The sequence below is a fragment of the Bradyrhizobium betae genome (genome assembly GCF_008932115.1).
Classification (GTDB): domain Bacteria; phylum Pseudomonadota; class Alphaproteobacteria; order Rhizobiales; family Xanthobacteraceae; genus Bradyrhizobium; species Bradyrhizobium betae.
Genome location: NZ_CP044543.1, coordinates 5,003,146 through 5,025,282, shown reverse-complemented (window position 1 = coordinate 5,025,282; position 22,137 = coordinate 5,003,146). Strand labels below are relative to the sequence as shown.

Annotated in this window: 16 protein-coding genes and 1 pseudogene; 6 read left to right on the top strand and 11 right to left on the bottom strand. The window is 66.2% G+C overall.

Translation table 11 applies throughout. The annotated features are described in order from the left end of the window. On the bottom strand, nucleotides 1-1,233 hold the full coding sequence (locus F8237_RS24065) for a cytochrome P450 (protein ID WP_162006192.1): 1,233 nt from the start codon (nucleotides 1,231-1,233) through the stop codon (nucleotides 1-3). A 128-nt stretch (nucleotides 1,234-1,361) separates the two neighbouring features. Between F8237_RS24065 and F8237_RS24060 the strand changes: the two genes are divergently transcribed. Next, nucleotides 1,362-1,973, top strand: a complete 612-nt coding sequence (locus tag F8237_RS24060; RefSeq protein ID WP_151648536.1) for a TetR/AcrR family transcriptional regulator — start codon at nucleotides 1,362-1,364, stop codon at nucleotides 1,971-1,973. A gap of 2 nt (nucleotides 1,974-1,975) precedes the next feature. Here the strand turns inward: F8237_RS24060 and F8237_RS24055 are convergent, their stop codons facing one another. From F8237_RS24055 to F8237_RS24045, 3 genes are all read right to left on the bottom strand, one after another. Next, entirely contained in the window at nucleotides 1,976-4,561 is a 2,586-nt protein-coding gene (locus F8237_RS24055) for an EAL domain-containing protein (protein WP_151648534.1), read from the bottom strand. A gap of 157 nt (nucleotides 4,562-4,718) precedes the next feature. Beyond that, nucleotides 4,719-6,014, bottom strand: coding sequence for an MFS transporter (locus F8237_RS24050; protein ID WP_151648532.1), 1,296 nt, complete (start codon nucleotides 6,012-6,014; stop codon nucleotides 4,719-4,721). Nucleotides 6,015-6,106: 92 nt separating this feature from the next. Continuing rightward, nucleotides 6,107-8,536, bottom strand: a complete 2,430-nt coding sequence (locus F8237_RS24045; protein WP_151650643.1) for a bifunctional diguanylate cyclase/phosphodiesterase — start codon at nucleotides 8,534-8,536, stop codon at nucleotides 6,107-6,109. 284 nt (nucleotides 8,537-8,820) lie between these two features. Here F8237_RS24045 and F8237_RS24040 point away from each other — a divergent pair, with 284 nt between their 5' ends. Continuing rightward, nucleotides 8,821-9,987 carry an ABC transporter substrate-binding protein gene (locus tag F8237_RS24040; protein WP_151648530.1) on the top strand — a complete coding sequence of 389 codons (1,167 nt, stop codon included), beginning with the start codon at nucleotides 8,821-8,823 and terminating at the stop codon, nucleotides 9,985-9,987. Between the two features lie 61 nt (nucleotides 9,988-10,048). On the opposite strand, the gene F8237_RS37250 is transcribed toward F8237_RS24040, so the two are convergent. The 5 genes from F8237_RS37250 to F8237_RS24020 all read right to left on the bottom strand — a co-directional run bounded on the left by F8237_RS37250 (nucleotide 10,049) and on the right by F8237_RS24020 (nucleotide 14,959). Continuing rightward, on the bottom strand, nucleotides 10,049-10,180 hold the full coding sequence (locus tag F8237_RS37250; RefSeq protein WP_259172484.1) for a hypothetical protein: 132 nt from the start codon (nucleotides 10,178-10,180) through the stop codon (nucleotides 10,049-10,051). A 91-nt stretch (nucleotides 10,181-10,271) separates the two neighbouring features. Then, nucleotides 10,272-11,249 carry a hydroxyacid dehydrogenase gene (locus F8237_RS24035; RefSeq protein ID WP_151648528.1) on the bottom strand — a complete coding sequence of 326 codons (978 nt, stop codon included), beginning with the start codon at nucleotides 11,247-11,249 and terminating at the stop codon, nucleotides 10,272-10,274. 12 nt (nucleotides 11,250-11,261) lie between these two features. Further along, nucleotides 11,262-13,115 carry a TRAP transporter large permease gene (locus F8237_RS24030; RefSeq protein WP_162006402.1) on the bottom strand — a complete coding sequence of 618 codons (1,854 nt, stop codon included), beginning with the start codon at nucleotides 13,113-13,115 and terminating at the stop codon, nucleotides 11,262-11,264. 5 nt (nucleotides 13,116-13,120) lie between these two features. Continuing rightward, nucleotides 13,121-14,152, bottom strand: coding sequence for a TRAP transporter substrate-binding protein (locus F8237_RS24025; RefSeq protein ID WP_151648525.1), 1,032 nt, complete (start codon nucleotides 14,150-14,152; stop codon nucleotides 13,121-13,123). Between the two features lie 363 nt (nucleotides 14,153-14,515). After that, complete coding sequence (locus tag F8237_RS24020; protein WP_151648523.1) at nucleotides 14,516-14,959, bottom strand: DoxX family protein; 444 nt, start codon at nucleotides 14,957-14,959, stop codon at nucleotides 14,516-14,518. A gap of 93 nt (nucleotides 14,960-15,052) precedes the next feature. On the opposite strand from F8237_RS24020, the gene F8237_RS24015 reads away from it, so the two are divergent. The 3 genes and pseudogenes from F8237_RS24015 to F8237_RS24005 all read left to right on the top strand — a co-directional run bounded on the left by F8237_RS24015 (nucleotide 15,053) and on the right by F8237_RS24005 (nucleotide 19,517). Continuing rightward, on the top strand, nucleotides 15,053-15,973 hold the full coding sequence (locus F8237_RS24015; protein ID WP_151648521.1) for a LysR family transcriptional regulator: 921 nt from the start codon (nucleotides 15,053-15,055) through the stop codon (nucleotides 15,971-15,973). Nucleotides 15,974-16,098: 125 nt separating this feature from the next. After that, nucleotides 16,099-17,597: pseudogene (locus F8237_RS24010) on the top strand (caspase family protein). A 225-nt stretch (nucleotides 17,598-17,822) separates the two neighbouring features. Beyond that, entirely contained in the window at nucleotides 17,823-19,517 is a 1,695-nt protein-coding gene (locus F8237_RS24005; protein WP_151648519.1) for a SulP family inorganic anion transporter, read from the top strand. Between the two features lie 179 nt (nucleotides 19,518-19,696). On the opposite strand, the gene F8237_RS24000 is transcribed toward F8237_RS24005, so the two are convergent. Both F8237_RS24000 and F8237_RS23995 read right to left on the bottom strand, forming a co-directional pair. Continuing rightward, entirely contained in the window at nucleotides 19,697-20,059 is a 363-nt protein-coding gene (locus F8237_RS24000; protein ID WP_151648517.1) for a hypothetical protein, read from the bottom strand. A 49-nt stretch (nucleotides 20,060-20,108) separates the two neighbouring features. After that, a complete protein-coding gene (locus tag F8237_RS23995; RefSeq protein ID WP_151648515.1) occupies nucleotides 20,109-21,533 on the bottom strand; it encodes an FAD-binding oxidoreductase in 1,425 nt (474 codons plus the stop codon). A gap of 83 nt (nucleotides 21,534-21,616) precedes the next feature. On the opposite strand from F8237_RS23995, the gene F8237_RS23990 reads away from it, so the two are divergent. Next, complete coding sequence (locus tag F8237_RS23990; RefSeq protein ID WP_151648513.1) at nucleotides 21,617-22,120, top strand: thioesterase family protein; 504 nt, start codon at nucleotides 21,617-21,619, stop codon at nucleotides 22,118-22,120. Nucleotides 22,121-22,137: the final 17 nt, after the last annotated feature.

Here is a 22,137-nt window from a genome sequence, read left to right as displayed (position 1 = left end):
TTACCAACTGGCGGGGAGCTCCGTCAGGCCGCGCAGCACGAAGGTCGACCGCCATTTGGGGTTCTCGACGTCGTCGATGCGCAGATCGGGCAGCCGCCGCAGCAGCGTCGCAATGGCGATCTCGGCCTCGATGCGCGCCAATTGGGCACCCAGGCAGAAATGGATGCCGCCGCCGAACGACAGCGGCCTGACGTTGGGACGGGTAATATCGAGGCGGTCCGGCCGGTCGGGATAGACCGCCGGGTCGCGGTTGGCCGAGCCGAGCAGGCAGAGCACGGTCTCCCCCTTGGGAATCTGCTTGCCGCCGAGATCCTCGATGTCCTCCAGCGCGACGCGGCCGGTCATCTGCACCGAGGAATCGTAACGCAGAAATTCCTCGATCGCGCCCACCATCAGGTCCGGCCGCGCCTTCAGCAGCGCGAGCTGGTCCGGATTGCGATGCAAGGCCAGCAGGCCGTTGCCGATCAGGTTGACGGTGGTCTCGTGGCCGGCGCCGAACAGCAGGATGATGTTGGCGGTCAGTTCTTCGTTGCTGAGCTTGTTGCCGTCCTCCTCGGCCTGCACCAGTTGGGTGATGAGGTCGTCCCCGGGAGTTTTGCGGCGCAGCTCGAACAGCTGCTGAAAGTACATCTGCGCCATCATGTTGCCGGCGTTGCCCTTGGCGATCTCCTCCTTCGAGAGCGGCACGGGATCGAGCAGCCGGCCGCCGTCGCGCGAGCTCTTGTAAAAGACCTCGCGATGGTCCTCGGGGATGCCGAGCATGTCGCAGATGATGGTCACGGGCAGGCGGAAGGCAAAATCCTCGATCAGGTCCATGTGGCCGCGATCGATCACGGCATCGATGGCCTGGTCGACGATCTCCTGGATGCGCGGCCGCATGTCCTCGACCCGGCGCGCGGTGAAAGCCTTGACGACGAGGCCGCGGAGGCGGGTGTGGTCGGGCGGATCGGCCTGCAGCATCCAGTGGCTCATGCTGCGAAACACCGGCTCGTCCATGATGGCCGGGCTGTAGCGGCGTTTGGAGCGCTCGACAAAGTCCTTGCCGAAACGCTTGTCGCGCATCACGAGGCTGACATCGGCATGGCGGCTGGCGACGAACTGGCCGAACGGCGTCACATGGATCGGATCGAGCGTGCGCAGCCGGTCATAGTGCGGATAGGGATCGCGGATGAAATCCGGCGCCAGCGGGTTGAACAGCGGATCGCCGCCGGCTGGTTGCACTTGCTCGTTCATGGTGACCTCACGTCGGTTGCCGCATGACACGAATACGCCGGCAGCCCCGATGCGCGGCGTAACCATCCCTGAAATTATCAACTCGATACATTGTTGTATCGAGTTGCATTCTGCCCTAGCCTGCGCCGATGTCAAGGGTGAGAACCAGACCGACACGGGACGACACGCGCGACAGACTGTTCGAGGCGGCCGCGCGCGTGTTCGAGGCGGACGGCATCGGCGGTGCCAGCATCGAGGCGATCGCGGCCGCCGCGGGCTTCACCCGCGGCGCGTTCTATTCGAACTTCAAGAGCAAGGACGAGCTGATCATCGCCATGCTCGAGGATCATGTCGAGCAATCGATCCGGCGCAACATGGACATCCTCGCCGAGCACGACAATCTCGACGATTTCATCGCGGCGCTGAAGGCGATGGACCGAACCAGGCAGGACCCGCTCGGCCGCTCGCCCCTGCTCCACATGGAGATGATCCTGTTCGTCGCGCGCGCCGAGAAGCGCCGCCCCGAACTTGCAAAACGCCTGCGCGCCCGGCGCAAGCTGATCGCCGACATCGTCGAGGCGACGTTGAAAGGCAACGGCAAGAACGGCTCGTTGAACCCGCCCTGGATGGCCTCCGTCGTGCTGGCGCTGGAAGACGGCTTTCGCCTGCACCGGCTGATCGATCCGGAGACGACGCCGGCGGACAGTTTTCTGCGCGCGATCACGGATTTGCGGCGGAGGACGGGGCTGGCGGGGGAGTGAAACTACGCCGACCGCTTCACCTCGTCGCGCTCCGCCGTCCCCATATTCAGCCGCTCCAGCATCGCCCTCGCCTGCTCGGCGCAATGCTCGATCAGCCAACGCTCGAACGCGACGGGCGGGAGCGCGGGTGCGTAGAGGAAGCCCTGGACGACATCGCAGCCGAGCTCGGCCAGCACCTTGCGCTGGCCTTCCGTCTCAACGCCTTCGGCGACGACGGTCATGCCGAGACCCTGCCCGACGCGCACCACGGCGGTCGCGATTGCAACGGCGCCGGCGTCACGCTCGATGTCGCGCATGAAACTGCGGTCGATCTTGAGCTCGCGGATCGGCAAATGGGCGAGCCGGCTGAGGCTGGAATAGCCGGTGCCGAAATCGTCAACGGAGAGGCCGACGCCGAGCGCGCGGATCGCATGCATCGTCTCCAGCGCGGCGGCGCCGTCCTGCATGAAGGTGCCCTCGGTGATCTCGAGCATCAGCGCGTCCGGCGGCAGCGCGTTTTCGGCGAGGATGTCCTTGAGCCGCGCGGCGAGCGTGACGTTGCGGAAATTGATCGGCGACAGGTTCACCGACACGCTGGGGATGTTGAGCCCGGCGGAGCGCCAGTTCGCCATCTGGCGGCAGGCCTCGCGCACCGACCACAGGCCGATCTGCTCGATCAGGCCACACTCCTCGGCGAGCGGGATGAATCTTGCCGGCGAGACGTCACCGAGCGCGGCATCGTGCCAGCGCGCCAGCGCCTCGACGCCGTGTATCGCGCCGTCGCAGCTGCGGATCTGCGGCTGGTAGCTCAGCGTCAGTGCGCCCTCGGCGATGGCGCGGCGGAGCGCGGCGATCAGCGCCAGGCGTTGCTCGGCGAGCCCGTTCATCTCGGCGCTGAAGATGCGATGGGTCGAACGCCCCGCCTGCTTGGCCATGTACATGGCAGCATCGGCCTGCTGCATCAGCGTGTCGATGTCGGTGGCATGATCCGGATAGAGGCTGATGCCGATGCTGGCCGACATCGGCATCAGCTTCGATCCGAGCCGTAAAGGTGCGGCGAGCGCCTCCATGATCCCGGCCGCGACGCGCTCGGCGCTCTCGGCGTTACGCTGCGGCAGCAGGATGACGAATTCGTCGCCGCCGAGCCGGCCCAGCATGTCCTCCGGCCCGATATGCTCACGCAGGCGCTGCGCGAGCTGGACCAGCAACTCGTCGCCGGCGGCGTGACCGAGCGTGTCGTTGACGTCCTTGAAATGGTCGACGTCGAGGAAAGCCAGCGCGACATGGCTGCCGTTCGGGCAGGCATCGATCGCCGTGGTGATCAGGTTCCGCAGCTGCGCGCGGTTCGGCAGGCCAGTGAGGATGTCGTGATAGGCGAGCCGCGCGATCTCGGCGCGGGCCTCCTTGCGCTCGATCGCGAGGGCGCCGAGGTTGACGCAGGCCTCGACGATGCGCCGATGCCAGTTGCTCGGCGCGCGCGGCTCACGAAAATAGAAGGCGAAGGTGGCGATGACGCGGCCGTCCTTGGCCTTGATCGGCGTCGACCAGCAGGCGCGCAAGCCGACTTCGAGCGGCCGCGCATTGTAGGCCAGCCAGCGCGGATCGGTGGCAAGATCGGTCACCAGCACCGGCTCGCCGTAGAAGGCCGCGGTGCCGCAGGAGCCGACATTGGGGCCGATCGCAACGCCGTCCAGGGCGCGGGAATAGTCCTCGGGCAGGCTGGGGCCGCCGAGCGGATGGATCAACCCTGCGGAGTCGATATGGAGCAGCGAGCTGACGACGTCGGGCGCGATCTCCTCGACCCTGCGGCACAGCCGGTCGGCGATCTCGGTGATCGGAATTTCGTCGGCGAGCGCGCTCATGATGAGCTGCTGGAGCGAATGCAATTGCCGCGTCTCGGTGATGTCCTCGATCAGCGCGAAGATGTATTTGGCGCGGCCCTTCTTGTCGCGGAAGGCGTCGATCCTGGCGCAGACCCAGATCTCATCGCCGTCCTTGTTGTAGACCAGCGTCTCCACCTTGCCGCGGCGACCGCCGTCCATCAGGCGCTTGAAGAGCTTCGCGATGGCCGTGCGGTTGGTATGGCACCCGGCGATGAGCTCTCCCGCACGCCGCCCCTCGGCTTCCTCGCTGGTGTAGCCGAACAGCGCGGTAAAGGACGCATTGACGTAGCGGATATTCTGCTCGGTATCGGTGATGATCACCGCGCGGTTGGTCTGGTCCGAGACCGCGTTGAGAAGCCCGATCCTGACGCGGCGCTCGGCTTCACTGGTGACGTCGCGCGCGAACACGATGTGATGGGTCGCCTCGCCGACGGTCGTGGAGGACAGCGACACCAGCGCCCTGATCCGGCTGCCGTCGGGCCGCACGAGGCTGATCTCGTCGCGGAAATCCGCAACCGGATCGGCCTGAAGGAATGCCAGGCCGAGGACGCCTGCATCGCGGCCGAGCACCTCGGCGCGCGCAAGCTTCCAGATCCGCTCGGCGCTCGCATTGAAATGCGTGATGCGGTGTGCGTCGTCGACGACGACGATACCATCGTCGGCGCATTCGAGCGCAGCGCGCAGCACATCCGGAATTTCGGTCACTGGGTGATCGGAAGCAGACATCGATAGACCCGGCAGCATCGGGAAGAAACGGCAATCGCTCCGACGCTAGCGGTCCGATGGTGTCCAAGACGTTTTTGCAGCAGGATTGAGCCCGGCCAAGACGCGGCATGCTTAACATTCCGCGAAAGAGGCGAAGGTATCTTGGTGCGCGCGAAACCTAGTCCGCTCCGGCCTTGAGCGCGTGCAGCCGGCCGGCAACGGCCCGCACCTTGCCCGGCGAGGCCCGCCAGATCGACAGCGCCGACAAGCCGCTCACGACCATCGCGATGGCGAAGGCGAGCGTGTAATCGCCGGTGCGATCATAGAGGAAGCCGGTCAGCCAGGGTCCGGCCGCGCCGCCAGCCAGTGCCGCCAGCATGATCGTGCCGAAGATGCTGCCCTGGTGCTTGCCCTGAAAGATCTCGAACACCACCGCGCCCATGATCGAAGTGAGCCCGTAGCCGAGCGCGCCCTGCGTGAGCACCATGAGATAGACGAGCCACAGCGACGGCTGGAATTTCAGCGCCATCAGCGCCGCGAAGCAGATGACGAAACCCGCGCAGCTGATCGCCCACACCCACTCCCGTCCGATCCGGTCGGAGACATGGCCCAGCACGATCTGGCCGGGAATGCCGAGCAGGCTGACGGTGCCGAGCGCCCACACCGCGACATTCGGGCTAAAGCCGATGTCGAGCAAGAATTTGGTCTGGTGCACCTGCACCGCGTACCAGATGTACAGGCCGCAGAAATAACCGAGCGCGATCCACCAGAACCGCGCCGTCGCAACCGCCCGCCGGAGCGTCCAGTCGGTGCCGACCCAGGCGGGATCGACGATGTTGGAGATTGGCATTGCGGCGCCCGCGGCCAGCGCGGCGTCACCATCGGGTTGAAGGCCGATGTCCTCGGGCCGCCTGTGCAGGAGCAGATTGATCGGCGCCAGTACGACCAGGATGAGCAGGCCCATCGCGGTGCAGGCGGTGCGCCAACCGGTCTGCTCGATCATGTGCTGCACCCATGGCAGCAGCGTCACCGAGCCGATGCCGACGCCGGCAAAGGCGATGCCGATGGCAAAGCCGCGCTTGCGGATGAACCAGTTCGGCAGGAACAGCGACTGGCCGGAATAGCCGAGACAAACGCTGCCCGCGCCGACCATGACGCCGATGGTCACATAGAGATGCCAGGGCTGGCTCGTGAGCGGCGCCAGCAGCAAACCACCGCCCATCAGCACGACGCCGAGCTCCATCACCGCACGCGGCCCGGCGCGGTCCATCAGGCGGCCGATCAACGGGCTGACGATGCCCGACACCACGAAACCGAAGGAGAAGGCGCCCGCGGTGACGCCGCGCTCCCAGCCGAATTCGGAGATGATGGGAGGAAAGAACAATGAAAAGGCGGTGCGCGCGTTGACGCCGATAGCCATGGTGACGAACGTCACGGCGACCACGACCCAGCCGTAGAAGAACGGAAGACGCATGATGTGCTTGTTTCATCCCTAGATGGTGCTACCGACCATCCGGGGCCGCCCGGGTCAAGTGATTTTCGTGGCCGCGCGCTTGTGCGGGATGCTCAGGCCGCGTCGCGCCGCGATCGCTGGACGGGAGCGTCGAACGTGATCTGGTCGACCGGCTGCGGACGCCCGAACAGATAGCCTTGCGCGAAATTGACGCCGAGCGCCGTCAGCCGCTCGAACTCCTCGGCCGTCTCGACGCCTTCGGCGGTCACCGACATGTCCAGCCCGCGCGCCAGCGTCACGATCGAGGAAATGATGGCGGAGCTGCGCGGCTGATGCGTGAGATTGCGGATGAACGACTTGTCGATCTTGATCTTGTCGAACGGGAACGCGGTGAGATAGCTCAGCGACGAATAGCCGGTGCCGAAATCGTCGAGCGCAAGCTCGATGCCGAGCTGCTTCAGCCGCTCCATGAAGGCGTGATTCTCGACGCCGCGTTCCAGCAGCACCGATTCCGTGATCTCGATCTCCAGCCGCTGCGGCGGCAGGCCGGAATCGGCCAGCGCGGCGCAGATCGTCTCGAACAGCTCGGCTTCCTTGAACTGGATCGGTGACAGGTTCACGGCGACCATCAGATCGGACGGCCAGGCGGCGGCGTCCGCGCAGGCGCGTCGCAGCACGAACTCGCCGAGCGGCACGATCAGCCCGGTCTCCTCCGCAAGCGCGATGAACTGGTCCGGCGGGATCAGGCCACGGCTCGGATGCCGCCAGCGCACCAGCGCCTCGAAGCCGCGACGACCGCCGCTGGCGACGTCCACGAACGGCTGATAGTGCACCTCCAGCTGGCACAGCGCGATGGCGTCGCGCAGATCCCCTTCCAACGTGTTGCGCGCCTCGAGCTCGGCCGACATCGCCTCGTCGTAGACGGTGAAACAGTTGCGGCCGGCCGATTTCGAGCGATAGAGCGCAAGGTCCGCCTTCTTCAGCAATTGCTCCTGGTCGCTGCCGTGGTCCGGCGCGATCGCGATGCCGATGCTGGTGCCGATCTCGACGCGATGGCCGGGCAGCAGGAACGGCTCGGCCACCAGCTTGGCGATCCGCGCCGCGAGCTCGGTCGCGCTGCCGCGCTGATTGTCGCAGGCCTCCTGGATGATGGCGAACTCGTCGCCGCCGAGCCGCGCCAGCACGTCGGTGGCGCGCAGCGCAGATTTCAGCCGCAACGCCACCTGGCGCAGCAGCGCATCGCCGGCGCCGTGACCGAGGGAGTCGTTGACGTTCTTGAAGCGGTCGAGATCGAGCATCAGGATCGAGAACGGCAGACCCCTCACGCTCAACTGGCTGTTCATCATGTCGAGCCGGGCGAGGAAGAAGGCACGGTTCGGCAACCCGGTCAGGATGTCGGTCTGCGCCAGCTCGAGCACGCGCCGGTTCGCCAGCGACAGGCGCCGCGAATTGCGGCTTGCCAGCATGAGATAGGTTGCAAGCGACAACGTCAGCAGCATACCGACGATGATGACGGCGACGGCGCGGTCGTAGGCCGTCTCCAGCGAACCGCCGGCCGTCGGCACTGCGCGCACCTGCCAGTCGGCATCACCGATCCTGAGAATGCCAGACCAGTGCCGGCCTTGCGCGACATCGCGCATCGACTGGGGCGCGGCGGCCGAGGACGCGAAATCCGGCAGCGCATGCGCCATGCTGACGATCCGCCCGGTGAAAGGCGGATAGATGTTCACGCTGACCGCGGGGCTTGCTCCCGTCGTCGCGCGAATGGATTGCATCAGCAGCGGCAGGTCGAACACCCCGGCGATGTAGCCCGCGAGATTGCGGCGCCGGTCCGCGACAGTCTCGCGCGAGGTTCCCTTGGCGTAGACGGGGACGGCGACGATGACGTCGGGCAAGCGGCTGCTTTCGCGCGGCTCGTAGAGTCGCGCACGGATTGCGGTAATCCGGTCGTTGTCGCGGGCGCGCTCGAGTGCCACGCCGCGCTCGGGAACACTCGCATAGTCCATGCCGTAGACCGGAGAGGTCTTCGGCTGCGTCGAGTAGAAGATCGGGAAATATTCGTCGCCCTGCGGCGCCGGCGCAAAGCCGTCGCCTTGCAGCGACTTGATGCGATAGCCGGACACCCCGTCCGCGATCGCGGCGGCCTCGTATTCGGCGCGCTCCTTGCGGTTGACGCGCGGCAGCCAGGCGACGCGCAGCATGCCGGGATGGCGCTCGAACAGGCGCGTGCTGAAGGTCTCGAATTCGCTGCGGGTGATTTCCTCGTTGGTCGATTCGAACAGCGTGCGCAGCGCGACGAGCCTGCTGATGTACTCGCTCATGCCGTTCTGCATGACGATCGCTTCGGTTTCGGCCGCGTTCTCGAACTCGATCTTGTTGACGCGGTCTTCCCATCGCGCCACGGCGGCCGCGCCCACGATCGAGAACAGCAGGCCGACGCCGGCCGCGACGAGCGCAGGGCGATAGAGTCCGAGCAGCGGCGAGGCACGCCACCAGGCCGCTACCCGCTTCCGATCCTGATCGTTCTGATCGTGATCGCCCATCTTGATCCGCACGTCCCCCTCGGCTCGGCGGCCGAACTTCTGGTTGAGCTACCGGAACTGCTATCGGACAAGGATCGGGGTTAAGAACTGCAAAATTTCGGAACCGGGCCGCTTCACAATGCGCGGCTTAGTTAACGATTGACCCGCAAGTTGCGTCAGTCTGACAGCAACTTGCCGGTCTTCCCCGGCGTCTTACGGGCCATCGTTGCAGGGCGGATTAGCGGCCTGTTCAGCGCGCAGAGCTATCCTTTCCCCAACTCGCCCCGCATCCGGCCAGCGCCCTCATGACACGATCGCGACCCGCGACCTACCTCGCCCTGCTCCTCGCACTGCTCGCCCTGACGACGCTCTCCGCGAAAAGCGACGAGGCCGGCGTCAGCGACGACGCGATCCTGTTCGGCCAGGCCGCCGCCCTCGAAGGCCCCTCCGCGGTGCTCGGGCAGCGCCTGCGGCAAGGCATCGTCACGGCCTTCACCGAGATCAACGCCAGGGGCGGCGTCCACGGCCGCAGGCTGCAACTGATCAGCCGCGACGACGGCTACGACCCCGACCGCTCGGTGGCGCAGACGCTGCGGCTGATCGACGAGGACAAGGTGTTCGCGCTGATCGGCGCGGTCGGCACCCCGACAGCGATGGCGACGATTCCGATCACCAGCGCGAGGAACGTCCCTTTCATCGGCCCGTTCAGCGGCGCCGAATTCCTGCGCGACCTCGAGCTGCCGAACGTCGTGAACATCCGCGCGAGCTACAGCGCGGAGGCCGAGGCATGGGTCAAGCACCTCACCGAGGATCGCAAGTTCACCCGCATCGGCATCTTCTACCAGGATGATTCCTTCGGCCGCGACGGCCTCGCCGGCGTGAAGCGTGCGCTCGCGCAGCGCGGCCTCGAGCTTGCCGCCGAAGGCACCTTCGAGCGCAATACCCGGGCGGTCGGCTCGGCCTGGCGCATGATCAAGCGCGCGGAGCCCGAAGCCATCGTCATGGTCGGGACCTACGGTCCCTGCGCGGAGTTCATCAAGCTCGCGCACCGCAGCGGCTTCTATCCGACCTTCGTCAACATCTCCTTCGTCGGCGCCAATGCACTGGCCACAGAGCTCGGCCCCGACGGCGAAGGCGTCATCGTCTCGCAGGTCGTGCCGTTTCCCTGGGATCGCTCGCTCAAACTCGTCGCCGACTACCAGGCGGCGCAGAAGGCATTCGACCCGACGCTGAAACCGGACTTCGTGTCGCTCGAGGGCTATCTCTCCGGCCGCCTCGCGGCGTCTGCGCTGGAAAAGACCGGACCGAAACCGACACGGGCAAGCCTCTTGCGCACCATCAACGATGTCGGCCGCTTCGACATCAGCGGCAGCATCTTCACCGTCGGCTTTCGTGCGATCGACGCGCCGCCGAAAGTGTTCCTGACGGTGATCCAGAAGGACGGGACGTTCAAGGCCGTCGATCGGTTGTAGGACGGCACGCGAAGCGCCGGCTCAGCCCTCTCCGTATTTCCAGCCCCGACAGCCGCGATCCTCAGCGATCGGACTTCTTGCCATTCGACTGGCCGTAGGGAGGCTTGTTGTCGGGATCGAAGGTGAGGCTGGCGCAAGCACTCAGGAGCACACCGATCAGGACAGCCCACACAGCAGCGGTCAGGACTTTCATCTGCTCAACCTCAGGAGCTCAACCAACCATTCCGATGGATTCGGAACTTTGACGTCGGTCACCGTGACGAGGTTCAAACCGGCCTGCGTCGTCAGGGCCGCCGCGTCCAGCGCTCCGCGTTGACAGCGCCCTGCGGAACGCCGCCTTTGACGATCGCCTCGACCTGCCGCACCGTTTCCAGCGACTGGTATTCGATCGCCTGCGGCGTCAGACCGCCGACATGCGGCGTGGCGACAACGCCCGGCAGCTTCGCCAGCTCCGGGCTCGGCATCTGGTCGGGTGCGCGGCCGACATCCATCGCGGCACCTGCGATGCGGCCTTCGCGCAGCGCGCGCGCCAACGCGGCCTCGTCGACCAGATTGCCGCGCGAGAGATTGATGAACACGGCATGCGCCTGCATGCGCGCCAACGCCGTTTCTCCGATCAGATTCTCGGTCTGCTCGTTGGCAATGGCGAGGCAGACGACATAGTCGGACGCAGCGAGGAGCTCGTCGAGACCGACCTGCCTCATGGCGCCGTCGCTGACATCGGCGAAGGGATCGCAGACCAGCACCTCCATGCGCATCACCTTGGCGATCTCGGCGAGATAGCGCCCGATGCTGCCATAGCCGATGATGCCGATCCGGCTGCCGGCAAGCTGGCGGCCCATCCGCGCCTCGGGCTTGCGGCCGGCCTGGTAGTCAGCCGTCGCCCGCGAGACACCGCGGGAGAGATCGACCATGAAGCCGACCGCGAGCTCGGCAACGGCCTGCACGAAGCCGGGACCGGCGCGGGTCACGAGCACGCCGGCATTCGAGGCGGCATCGACATCGACGTTGCGGATATCGACGGCGCAGCGGACGAAAGCGCGCAGGCGCGGCAGCTGCGCGAAGATCTCGCCGCGGCCCTCGGTCATGCGATCGGCGACGATGATGTCGACGTCTTTGGCAGCGCGCACGAGGCTGGCAGCATCCAGCGTGTCGTCGCTCTCGTGCAGGACCACCTCGGCGACCGCGCGCAGGCCGTTCAGGCTGCGATCGCCGTAGTAGTTGCGCCGCATCTCCGGCGTATGGGCGAGCAACACTTTCAAGACGAGACTCCCTTAGTAGCCGAAGGCCCGCGGCAGCGCGGTCGAGAGCCACGGCACGAAGGCAATGACCAGCAGGCAGAGGAACAACAGGCCGAGATAGCCCATGATCGGCTTCACCGTCTGCTCGATCGGCACATTGCCGATCAGGCAGGCGCCATAGAGCCCGAGCCCGAGCGGCGGGGCAAACAGGCCGATGCCCATCGCGATGACCAGCACGACGCCGAAATGCAGGGGATCGACGCCGAGCTGTACCGCGACCGGCAGCAGCAGCGGCCCGAAGATGATCAGCGCGGCGGCGCCTTCCAGCACCGAGCCCATCACGATCAGAACGGCGATCGCGAGCAGGATGAACAGCCAGACGCCCGAGGTCTTGGACAGCCCGAGCATGAAGTCGCCGACCGCGTGCGGCACCTGCTGCAAGGTCAGCGTGAACGCCAGCGATTGGGCTGCGGCGACAATGAACAGCACGAGCCCGGAGCGTGTCGCCGCCTGCACGAAACTGTGTGCTGCCGACTTGAAGCCCAGTTCGCGGAACACCACGCTGCCGACGATCAATGCATAGGCCACGGCGAAGGCGGAGATCTCGGTCGCGGTGGCAAAACCGCTCTTGAAGCCGAAGAAGATCATGAAGATCAGGCCAAACGAGGCGATCGCACCGCTCCACAGACCCGACACCGGCATCTGCGGCGCGACGTCCTCGGCCTCCGCCGGCCGCTTGCCGAAGATGATCGATACCGCGATCAGCACGGCCGCCATCAACGCCGCCGGCAGCAGGCCGGCGACGAACAGGCCGCCGATCGACAGGTTCGCGACAAAGCCGAGGATGATCAGGTTGATGCAGGGCGGGATGGTTTCCGCCATCACCGCGGATGCCGCGAGCAGCGCCACCGCGCTGCCCGGGTTCTGCCTGGAGCGGCGCGCGGCCGGAATCAGCACGGAGCCCACCGCGGCGACATCGGCCATCTTCGAGCCTGATATGCCCGAGAACAGCACCATCGAGGCGACCATCACGACGTTGAGTCCGCCGCGCATGCGGCCGACCCCGCGTTGCAGCAGCTCGATCAGGCGCACCGACATGCCGTTGGCTTCCATGAGGTAGCCGACGAGGATGAAGAAGGGGATCGCGAGCAGCACGAAATTGTCGATGCCGCGCGCCATCTGCTGGGCAAAGATGACGCCGGGCAGCGCGCCCTCGACCCAGATGAAGATCAGCGCGGCCAGCGCCAGCGCAAAACCGATCGGCAGCCCGCCGAACAGGGTCGCGAAGAAGCCGATCAGCATCAGCGTGCCCGCCGACGGCACCGAGGACGGCGACAGATAATCCCAGGCGAGATAGAGACCGGCGACGATGACGACGGCGATGAGCCCCCTGACGATGTCAGGCAGCGGCCTTGCGTAGAGCTGGTCGATCGCGAACACCGTCATGAACAGCGCGCCGGCGCCCATCGGGTAGAAGGTCAGCTCGAGCGGCAGACCGGAGCCGGTGGTCTGGCCTGCGGTCAGCGAACCCAGCTTGATGGCGTTAAAGGCGACATAGCCCGAGATCAGCACGACCAGCACCGCGCTCGCGGCATCGACCAGCGTCCGGAAGCGCAGCGGCAGCAGGTCGCGAAAGAACGAGACGCCGACATTCTCGCCGCGCGCGAGCGCGCTGGCCGCGCCGAAGAAGGCCGAGCCGACCATCAGACCGCGCGCGACGTCATCGGACCATTCGACCGGCGCGTTGAAGAAGAAGCGCAGCAGCACGGAGCCGCAGACGACCACGAGATCGGCGGCCAGGAGAATGGCCGCGATTCCGTCGCTGAGGCGAAGCAGCAGGGTGATGCTCCCGTGGCGGCCGCCCGAGAGGGGCACGGCGGCTGTCATCGTCATCAGGCTTGCGTCGCGCGGATGATGTCGATGACGGCCTTGGATTCCGGCCGCGCCTTGATGAAATTCTCGTGCTGCGGCGCGACGCGCTTCTTGAACGCCTCGCGGTCGCATTCGGCGACCGTCACGCCCTTCTCGGTCAGGGCCGCCAGTGCTTCCTTCTCGACCGCAAGCCCGTGGGCGCGCGTGTCGGCCGCGGCCTTCTTCGCGGCATCGAGAAAGCCGTCACGCAGCTTCGGGTCCATGCGGTTGTAGGTCATGTCGCTGAAGTAGATCGCGAGCGGCGAGAAATTGTGCTGCGTCAGCGCGTAGAACTTTGCGGTCTCGAAGAACTTGCTGGCGAGGATGGTCGGCGGATCGTGCTCCAGGCCATCGAGCACGCCGGCCTGCAGCGCCGTGTAGATCTCGCCGAACGCCAGCGGCGTCGCGGCGGCGCCCATCAGCCGCAGGCATTCGGTGATGACCGGATTGGGCAGAGTGCGGATCTTGAGGCCGGCGAGATCTTCCGGCGTCTTCACGGGTTTCTTCGCGAACACGCTACGCGAGCCGAAATTATAGGCCCAGGCGATGATGCGGATGTTGCTGCCCTTGAGCAGCGCGTCCTCGATCGGCTTGGCGGCGCCGGACTCGAACGCCTTGGTCTGCTGCGGGAAGCTCGAGAACAGGAAGCCGAGGTCGAAGGTGCCGACCAGCGGCGTCAGATTGGCCGAGATCGACGAGCCCGACACCATGAGATCGATGACGCCGAGCTTCACCGAATTGATGACGTCGATTTCCTGGCCGAGCTGGTTGTCCGGGAAGAAGGCCACCTCGACCTGCTCGCCGAGCCCGTTGCCCTTCAGATTCTTGACGAGGTTGTCGTAGTAGACGCGGCCGTTGGCGAATTTGGGATCGTTCGGCAGCGAGGAGGAGCATTTCAGCTTCAGCGTCGCGGCTTCAGCGCGGCCGATGATGGCGGGAGAGAGCACGAGGCCGGCGGTCACCGCCGTCGACGACTTGATGAACGTGCGACGGTTGACGGGCACGATGGTCATGGCGCGGTCTCTCCCCAATTGTTTTTTTGCCGCCGCGATCGTTGTCGCGGCGTGTTAGCTCGACTGTATGGCCAAAGCGTCGGCGCAGGCAAGGGTTGGGGTCGAGGCCGCTTGCGGCAGCGAGAGCGGCAGGCGCCTCGGCAGGCCCCGCCGCGGAACGCCTATGTTTGCTGCTGATTCCGATCATGTTGCATGACGGCCGAAGGCCGCACGGGGCAGGATCGAAATGGATCGATCCAATTCAGGTATGGATCAATGCCGAACACAGATTGATCGGCGCTGGACTGCGCCGCTTGCGCGAGCGCGCAAAAAAGCTGCGGGACCGAAATCCCGCAGCCTTCCGCATTCGAAATTGTCTCGATCTCAGCGCGAATGCGCACCGCTCAACTGGCCGCTCGCCGCCCCGACATCGCGCGAGGGCAGCAGCGCGTAGGCGCCGTCGCCGAGCAGGGCCTGCGCCACCAGCGCGATCGCCCAGAAGGCGGGATATTCCCAGCCGCCCCTCGGGTTGGTGAAGAAGAAGCCGGCTGCACCGTGCACCGTGAAGATCGCACCGAGCAGGATCGGGATGCCCACCAAGGCGGCGTAGCGGGTCCAGACGCCGAGGATCAGCGCGACGCCGCTCAGCACTTCAACCGTCATCACGACATAGGCGAGCTCGGCCGGGAAGCCGAGGCTGCCGAAGAATTTTGCGGTGCCGGCCGGGGTGAAAACGAAAAGCTTCAGGCCGGCATGGGCGAGGAACAGCGCGCCCAAGGTCACGCGCAGCACCAGCGCGGCGTAGGGAGCGGTACGGGAATCGATCATGGTGGTCTCCTTTGCAGCGCAATATGATCTATTCTCAATCGGACGATAATCTGCTAATCCGGAAAGATACTTCACACCTATAGAGTGAGATCGATGCTCGACCAGCTGACCGGCCTGGAAGTCTTCGCCAAGGTCGCGGCGATCGGCAGCCTGTCCGGCGCGGCCCGGGCCCTGGGCCTGTCGCAGACCATGGTCACCAAGCATGTGGCATCGCTGGAGGCGCGGCTCGGCATCAAGCTGTTCCACCGCACCACACGGCGACTGTCGATCACCGAGGCCGGCCGCCTCTATCTCGAATCCTCCGAGCGTATCCTGACCGACATGGAAGCCGCCGATGCCGCGGTCGCGCGCGAGCGCGTCGAGCCGCGCGGGCTGCTGCGGGTCAACGTGCCCGTGGTGTTCGGCACGCGGCAGATCGCGCCGCTCATCGCCGAATTCAGCGAACGCCACGCCGAGGTCACGGTCGAGCTCGGTCTCAACGACCGCGTCGTCGACCTTGCCGAAGAGGGCTGGGACCTCGCGATCCGCATCGGCAAGCTGCGCGAGTCCAGCATGGTGGCGCGGCGGCTCGCGCCGAACCGCATGGTCGTCTGCGCCGCGCCATCCTATCTTGCCAGGCACGGCACGCCGTGCAGGGTGGCCGACCTCGCCACTCATAATTGTCTTGGCTACACGCTCTCGCAGCAGTCGAGCGCGACGGAATGGCTGTTCGGCGTCAACGGCGAGATCCGTGTCCAGGTCAGCGGCACCTTGCGCGCCAACAATGGCGATGCGTTGCGCGCGGCGACGCTGGCCGGCCTGGGCCTGGCGCGGCAGCCCACCTTCATCATCGCCGAGGATCTGCGCGCCGGCACGCTGGTCGCGCTTCCGCTCGACCAGCCGGAGATTCAGACCTCCGCGGTGCATGCGGTCTATCTGCCCGACCGCCGCCCACCAGCCAAGGTGCGCGCCTTCATCGACTTTCTCGCCGCGCGCTTTGCACCCGAACCGCCCTGGGACCGCGGACTATTCTGACGCGCATGGCAGTGCATCTGCCCCATTTTGCCGCACACCCAGCGTGAGATAGCGCACAGACAGAATCGTGGCCGCCACCTAGAAAGGGTGCCATCATCGCGCCCATTGCCGATGGAGGTGACACCATGCGCCATCCAGTTCTCAGTAATCTATTCCTCGCATCAGGCCTGCTTGCTCTCACGCAATTGATGACGCCGACGGAGGCCGCAGCCGAAGCCCGGCTCGCGCTCGTGATCGGCCAATCCGCGTATCGCACCGTTCCGGAGCTGCCCAACGCCGCCAACGACGCCAAGGGCATGACCGAGCTGCTCGGCAATGCCGGCTTCACCGTTACGACCGCATCCAATCTGGTGCAGAACGACATGCGCCAGGCCATCTCCGATTTCGCCGGCAAGGTCAGCGCCAGCGGCGCCGACACCGTGGCGCTGGTGTTCTATGCCGGCCACGGCCTGCAGATCGACGGCGAGAACTATCTGGTTCCGGTCGATCTCGATCCCAAGCGCGAGGCCGACATTCCGCTCCAGGGTGTGCGCCTGAACGATCTGCTCAACACGCTCGGCGCGTTGCCGACGCGGGCGCGCATCTTCATGCTCGATGCCTGCCGCAACAATCCGTTCCCGGCGCTCAGCGGCGCAGGCCACGGGCTTGCGATCGTCGATACCAAGGCCGGCGCACCCGGCTCGTTCATCTCCTATTCGACCTCGCCCGGTGCCGAAGCCGAGGACGGCTCCGGCGCCGACAGCCCCTACACCACCGCGGCGCTTTCGGTCGCGCGGCAACCGAACCTGCCGATCGAGGAAGTGTTCAAGCGCATCCGCGTCGCCGTGGCGCAATCGACCGACGGCCGGCAAATCCCCTGGGAAAGCTCCTCGCTGACCACCGACTTCAAGTTCTTCGGCGAAAGCAGCGGCGGGACACCCGCTGTTCCGGGCGCCTCGTCGATGGCGCTCGCCGGCGGCACGCGCAGCGTCGCGGACTGGCGCAAGGACCTGCAGGGCAAGGACGCCAAGGCCGCCTATGAGCTCGTGATCACCGAGGACACGATCGAGGCGTATCAGGCCTATGTCGAGCTTTACGCACAGGCCTCGTTCACGCCGCGCCTGCGCACGATCCTGGAGCGCCGGCGCCAGATGCTGGCGTGGGAGCGCGCCACCGCGATCAACACCCGCGCCTCGTTCGAGGCTTATCTCAACAACTGGGACAACAGCGATTTGGCTGCGACCGCGCGCAGGCTGCTGCTCCGCGTGCAGAACCGCAACTATGCCGTGCCGGTTGCAGCCGCTGCGACGCCCGCCCCGGTCGCGGTCGCGATGGCGCCGACCTGCCCGTGCTCGACGCCCACGCCTCCAGCAACGCCGGTGAACCCGGCAGTGGCGCCCGTCATCAAGAAGCGCGTCGACGACACGCCGCCCAAGCGCAAGGTGGTCGAGACACCGCCGAAGCCGCGCCGGCCGCCGCCCGACGAAGTGATCTACGAGCGCGCCCCGCCCCCGGCCCGCCGCCCGAAGCCGTGGGTGTCGGAATTGGCATCGGTATCGGCATGGGCATGGGCGGCCGTGGCGGCTACGGCGGAGGCGGCTACGGCGCCCCGGCACGCGGCGACAATTATCGCAGCCGGTATTGAGTTCGCCTTCCGTGCCCCGGACGCAGCGCAGCGCATAGCGGTGCGCTGCAGAGCCGGGGCCCATTCTTGATTTGATTGCGGCTTTCTGAGTCCCGGCTCTGCGCAGCAACGCTACGCGTTGCAGCGCGTCCGGGACATAGGAGTTGCGGATGTTCCTGGTCTATCGCCCACGAATCCGGAAATGCTGTAGTCTGATCGGCCGAGACACGCTTTCCGGGGACCTCGATGCCGCACGATTCTCACGCCAAGCAATCATGGCCGCTCTTCCGCTCGCTCGCGTCCTTTTCCCTGCCGGGCGATCTCATGGCGGGGCTGACGCTGGCGGCGATCGCGATTCCGGAGCAGATGGCCACCGCGCGGCTCGGCGGCTTCGCGCCGCAGATCGGCTTCTTCGCCTTCATGGCGGGCTCGCTCGGCTTTGCGCTGCTCGGCGGCAACCGCTTCCTGTCCTGCGGCGCCGATTCCACGATCACGCCGATCTTTGCCGGCGGGCTTGCAGCGCTCGCCGCGACCGGCTCGCCGGACTATCAGGGCCTTGCGATCGCGCTGGCGCTGATGGTCGGCGCGATGATGCTGGCCGGCGGCGCCTTCCGCCTCGGCGGCATCGCCAACCTGTTGTCGGTACCGGTCATGGTCGGCTTCCTCGCCGGCATCTCCGTCCACATCATCGTCTCGCAATTGCCGAGCGTGCTCGGGCTTCAATCGCCGGGCGGACCGACGCTCGATCGCATCGGCGTGCTCGCTGGCCAACTCGGCCGTGCCAATCCGTTCACGCTGAGCATCGGTTTCGGCGTGCTGGCCGTGGTCTTCGTCTCCGAGACGATCAGCGCCAAGATTCCCGGCGCGCTGATCGGGCTCGTGGCCGCGACGCTGGCCGCGATCGCACTTGGCCTCGAGAGCAAGGGCGTCAGCGTCGTCGGTGCGGTGCCGGGCACGCTGCCGCGGCCGACCCTGCCCGACCTCGCGCCGGAACAATGGGGGCGCCTGGTGCCGCTCGCCTTCGTGATCACCGTCGTGGTGATGGTGCAGACCGCGGCCACGACGCGGTCGTTCCCGTCCGATCCCGACACGCCCGCCGATGTCGACCGCGATTTCCTCGGTGCGGGGGCCGGCAGCGTGCTCTCAGGCCTGTTCGGCGCGTTTCCGGTCAATGCCAGCCCGCCGCGGACGGGGATCGTCGCCGAGACCGGGGGACAATCGCAACTCGCGGGCCTTGCGGCGGCGGCAATCGTGCTGGCGCTGCTCGCGTTCGGAACCGGGCTGCTGCAGCACGTCCCTGACGCGGCGCTCGGCGGCATCCTGCTGTTCGTGGCGCTGCGGATCATCCGCGTCGGGCAGATCGTCACGATCTATCGGCAATCCCCGAGCGAATTCCTGCTGATCGTCGCCACCGCCGCGCTGATCATCATCCTGCCGATCCAGCAGGGCGCGTTCCTCGGCATCATGCTGTCGCTGCTGCACGGCATCTGGAGCACGACGCGCGCGCGGCTCATCGAGTTCGAGCGCGTGCCGGGCACCACGATCTGGTGGCCGGCGCATCCGCACATCACCGGCGAGCGCATCGCAGGCGTTGCCGTGATCGGGCTGCAGGCGCCGCTCTCGTTCCTCAACGCGCCCGGCTTCCGCAGCGACGTGGACAAGGTTCTCACGACATCCACGCCGCAACTGCTGGTGCTCGAGGCCAGCGGCATGGTCGAGATCGACTTCACCGCCGCGCAGATCCTGCTCGACGTCTTCAAGGCGTGCAGCGAACAGGGCGTCACGGTGGCGCTGGCGCGGCTGGAATCGGTGCGCGCGCAGAGCGCGTTCGAACGCTTCAGATTGTTCGACGCCCTGCCCCGCGAGCACGTCTTCCACAGCGTGGACGAGGCCGTGCACAAGCTGGCGAAGGGCGATCACATATTCACTCCGTCATCCTGAGGTGCGCCGCTTGAGGCGCAAACGCGTCGCAAGCGGAGCCTCGAAGGATGATACGGCCACGATGCAGCCGGGCCGTCGTCCTTCGAGGCTCCCCATGCGGCGCTTTGCGCCCCATGGCTCGCACCTCAGGGTGACGGTGATGGATTGGCATGTCGTCGCAATGCGACAGCAACGAATGATCACTGCACCAGCGTCGGATGATCCCGCTGCACCGTCTCGCGGATCCAGCTGGCATGGATCGCGCGGAACAGGATCTGGGCGGTCTTGAGGTCGTTCGCCGTCATGCAGAGATCGACGATGCGGCGCACCGCGTCGTCGCGCATCAATCCATCCGACATCTTCATTGCGATTTCCATCGCGACCTTGGCGGCGCGCTCGTAGCGCTCGCTGTCGCGCCTGTCGTTGCGCCCAGAGCCTGCCGCGCTCGCAGCGGCAGCGTCACAGATCGCGCGGATGCGCTCGGCGGCCTCGATGTCGCCGAGCGAGCCTTCGATCGCCTCATCCCAGATGTCTTGTCGCGTCTTTCGCGCGAACCAGCGCATTGCCCGCTCCGTATGATGGAGCGAGCATAAACGGCGGTCAGCCTGCGCGCTACGCCTCCGGCACGATCTTGCCGGGGTTGAAGATGTTCTGTGGATCGAGCGCCTTCTTCAGCGCCCGCATCGCGTCCAGCGCCTCGGGGCCCAGTTCGGCCTTGAGGTATTTCTGCTTGCCCTGACCGATGCCGTGTTCGCCGGTGCAGGTGCCGTCCATCGCCTGCGCGCGCTCGACCAGCCGATGCATGAACTCCTCGCCGCGCGCCATCTCGTCGGCATCGTTGGTGTCGCAGACCAGCGAACAGTGGAAATTGCCGTCGCCGACATGGCCGACGATCGGCGACAACAGATTGAGGCGCTTCAGGTCTTCCTCGGTCTCGCCGACGCATTCGGCAAGGCGCGAGATCGGCACGCAGACGTCGGTTGCGACCACGCCGATGCTGTCGCCGGGGCGGAGCGCCTTCACGGACCAGTAGGCGTCGTGCCGCGCCTGCCACAGCTTGGTGCGGTCCTCGGGCTTGGTGGTCCAGGAGAAATCCCCGCCGCCGCAGTCCTTTGCGATCTCGCCGAAGGCCTTGGACTGTTCGGCGACCTCGATCTCGCTGCCGTGGAATTCCATCAGGAGCAACGGCGTCTCCGGCAGCGTCAGCTTCGAATAGGCGTTGCAGGCCTTGACCTGCGCGGCGTTGAGCAGCTCGATGCGCGCCACGGGAATGCCGGTCTGGATCGCCAGGATCACGGCCTGACACGCCCCGTGCACGGTCTCGAACGACACCGCGCCGGCAGCAATCGTCTCGGGGATGCCGCGCAGGCGGATGGTCAGCTCCGAGATGATGCCGAGCGTGCCTTCGGCGCCGACGAACAGATGCGTCAGGTCGTAACCGGCGGAGGATTTCTTGGCACGCGTGCCAGTCGTGATGATCTCGCCGTCGCCGCGCACGACCTTGAGCGCCAGCACGCTGTCGCGCATGGTGCCGTAGCGCACCGCATTGGTGCCGGAGGCGCGGGTCGAGGCCATGCCGCCGAGCGAAGCATCCGCGCCGGGATCGATCGGGAAGAACAGGCCCTGGTCGCGCAGATGCTCATTGAGCGCCTTGCGGGTGACACCGGGCTGGATCACGCAGTCGAGGTCCTCGGCGTGCACGGCGAGCACCTTGTTCATGTCGCGCAGGTCGATCGAGATGCCGCCGGCCGGCGCGTTGACCTGGCCCTCCAGCGAGGTGCCGGTGCCGAAGGCAATGACCGGCACACCGTTCCTGGCGCAGATCCGCACCACGTCCTGGATGTCGGCGGTCTCCTGCGCCATCACCACGCCATCCGGCGGCTGGTTGACGATCCATGTGGTGGTATGGCCGTGCTGCTCGCGGACGGCCTGCGAGGTGATCAGGCGGTTGCCGAAGCGTGCGGCAAGCTGCTCCAGCGCGCTAGCGAGGGCTTTCGGCTCCGGCCGCGGCGGATTATTGGTGATGGTGGTACCCACGGAAATTCCTCCGACAGAAGAACCGTGGCAAAGGACATAAAACCGGTCAAGTCAAGCGACCGGACGCATAGCTGGAAGGAAACATGCCGGTGACAGTCACAACGCCAACAGCCGAGCCGTTCCGCGCCTCGATCATGCAGATCGAGCCGCAATGGATCGACTATAACGGCCATCTCAACATGGCCTATTACAATGTGATGTTCGACCGGGCGATCGACCAGATGTGGCTACAGCTCGGCATCGGGCCCACCTACATGAAGGAGCGAGGCGGCTCGACCTTCACCGCCGAATGCCACGTGCGGTATTTGCGCGAGATCCATCTCGGCGATCCCGTGCAGGTTTCGGTCTGGCTGCTGGAGGCCGACGACAAGCGGCTGCACACATTCCAGGAGTTGCGGCACGCGAACGAGGGCTGGCTGTCGGCCACCTCGGAAAACATGTCGCTCCACATCGACATGGGCTCGCGCAAAGTGGCGCCGTTTCCGCCAGATATCAGCGAACGCATCCGGGCTGTCGTCGCGGCCCACAGCACGGTGCCGCGCCCCGAGGGCATCGGCCGAAACGTGGCGATGCCCTCGAAGCGGTAGTGCAGATCATGCTTCAG

Excerpts from the sequence above, each read along its gene's own strand:
- F8237_RS24065 (WP_162006192.1), bottom strand. The coding sequence starts at position 1,233 with ATGAACGAGCAAGTGCAACCAGCCGGCGGCGATCCGCTGTTCAACCCG.
- F8237_RS24060 (WP_151648536.1), top strand. The coding sequence starts at position 1,362 with ATGTCAAGGGTGAGAACCAGACCGACACGGGACGACACGCGCGACAGA.
- F8237_RS24055 (WP_151648534.1), bottom strand. The coding sequence starts at position 4,561 with ATGTCTGCTTCCGATCACCCAGTGACCGAAATTCCGGATGTGCTGCGC.
- F8237_RS24050 (WP_151648532.1), bottom strand. The coding sequence starts at position 6,014 with ATGCGTCTTCCGTTCTTCTACGGCTGGGTCGTGGTCGCCGTGACGTTC.
- F8237_RS24045 (WP_151650643.1), bottom strand. The coding sequence starts at position 8,536 with ATGGGCGATCACGATCAGAACGATCAGGATCGGAAGCGGGTAGCGGCC.
- F8237_RS24040 (WP_151648530.1), top strand. The coding sequence starts at position 8,821 with ATGACACGATCGCGACCCGCGACCTACCTCGCCCTGCTCCTCGCACTG.
- F8237_RS37250 (WP_259172484.1), bottom strand. The coding sequence starts at position 10,180 with ATGAAAGTCCTGACCGCTGCTGTGTGGGCTGTCCTGATCGGTGTGCTC.
- F8237_RS24030 (WP_162006402.1), bottom strand. The coding sequence starts at position 13,115 with ATGACAGCCGCCGTGCCCCTCTCGGGCGGCCGCCACGGGAGCATCACC.
- F8237_RS24025 (WP_151648525.1), bottom strand. The coding sequence starts at position 14,152 with ATGACCATCGTGCCCGTCAACCGTCGCACGTTCATCAAGTCGTCGACG.
- F8237_RS24020 (WP_151648523.1), bottom strand. The coding sequence starts at position 14,959 with ATGATCGATTCCCGTACCGCTCCCTACGCCGCGCTGGTGCTGCGCGTG.
- F8237_RS24015 (WP_151648521.1), top strand. The coding sequence starts at position 15,053 with ATGCTCGACCAGCTGACCGGCCTGGAAGTCTTCGCCAAGGTCGCGGCG.
- F8237_RS24005 (WP_151648519.1), top strand. The coding sequence starts at position 17,823 with ATGCCGCACGATTCTCACGCCAAGCAATCATGGCCGCTCTTCCGCTCG.
- F8237_RS24000 (WP_151648517.1), bottom strand. The coding sequence starts at position 20,059 with ATGCGCTGGTTCGCGCGAAAGACGCGACAAGACATCTGGGATGAGGCG.
- F8237_RS23990 (WP_151648513.1), top strand. The coding sequence starts at position 21,617 with ATGCCGGTGACAGTCACAACGCCAACAGCCGAGCCGTTCCGCGCCTCG.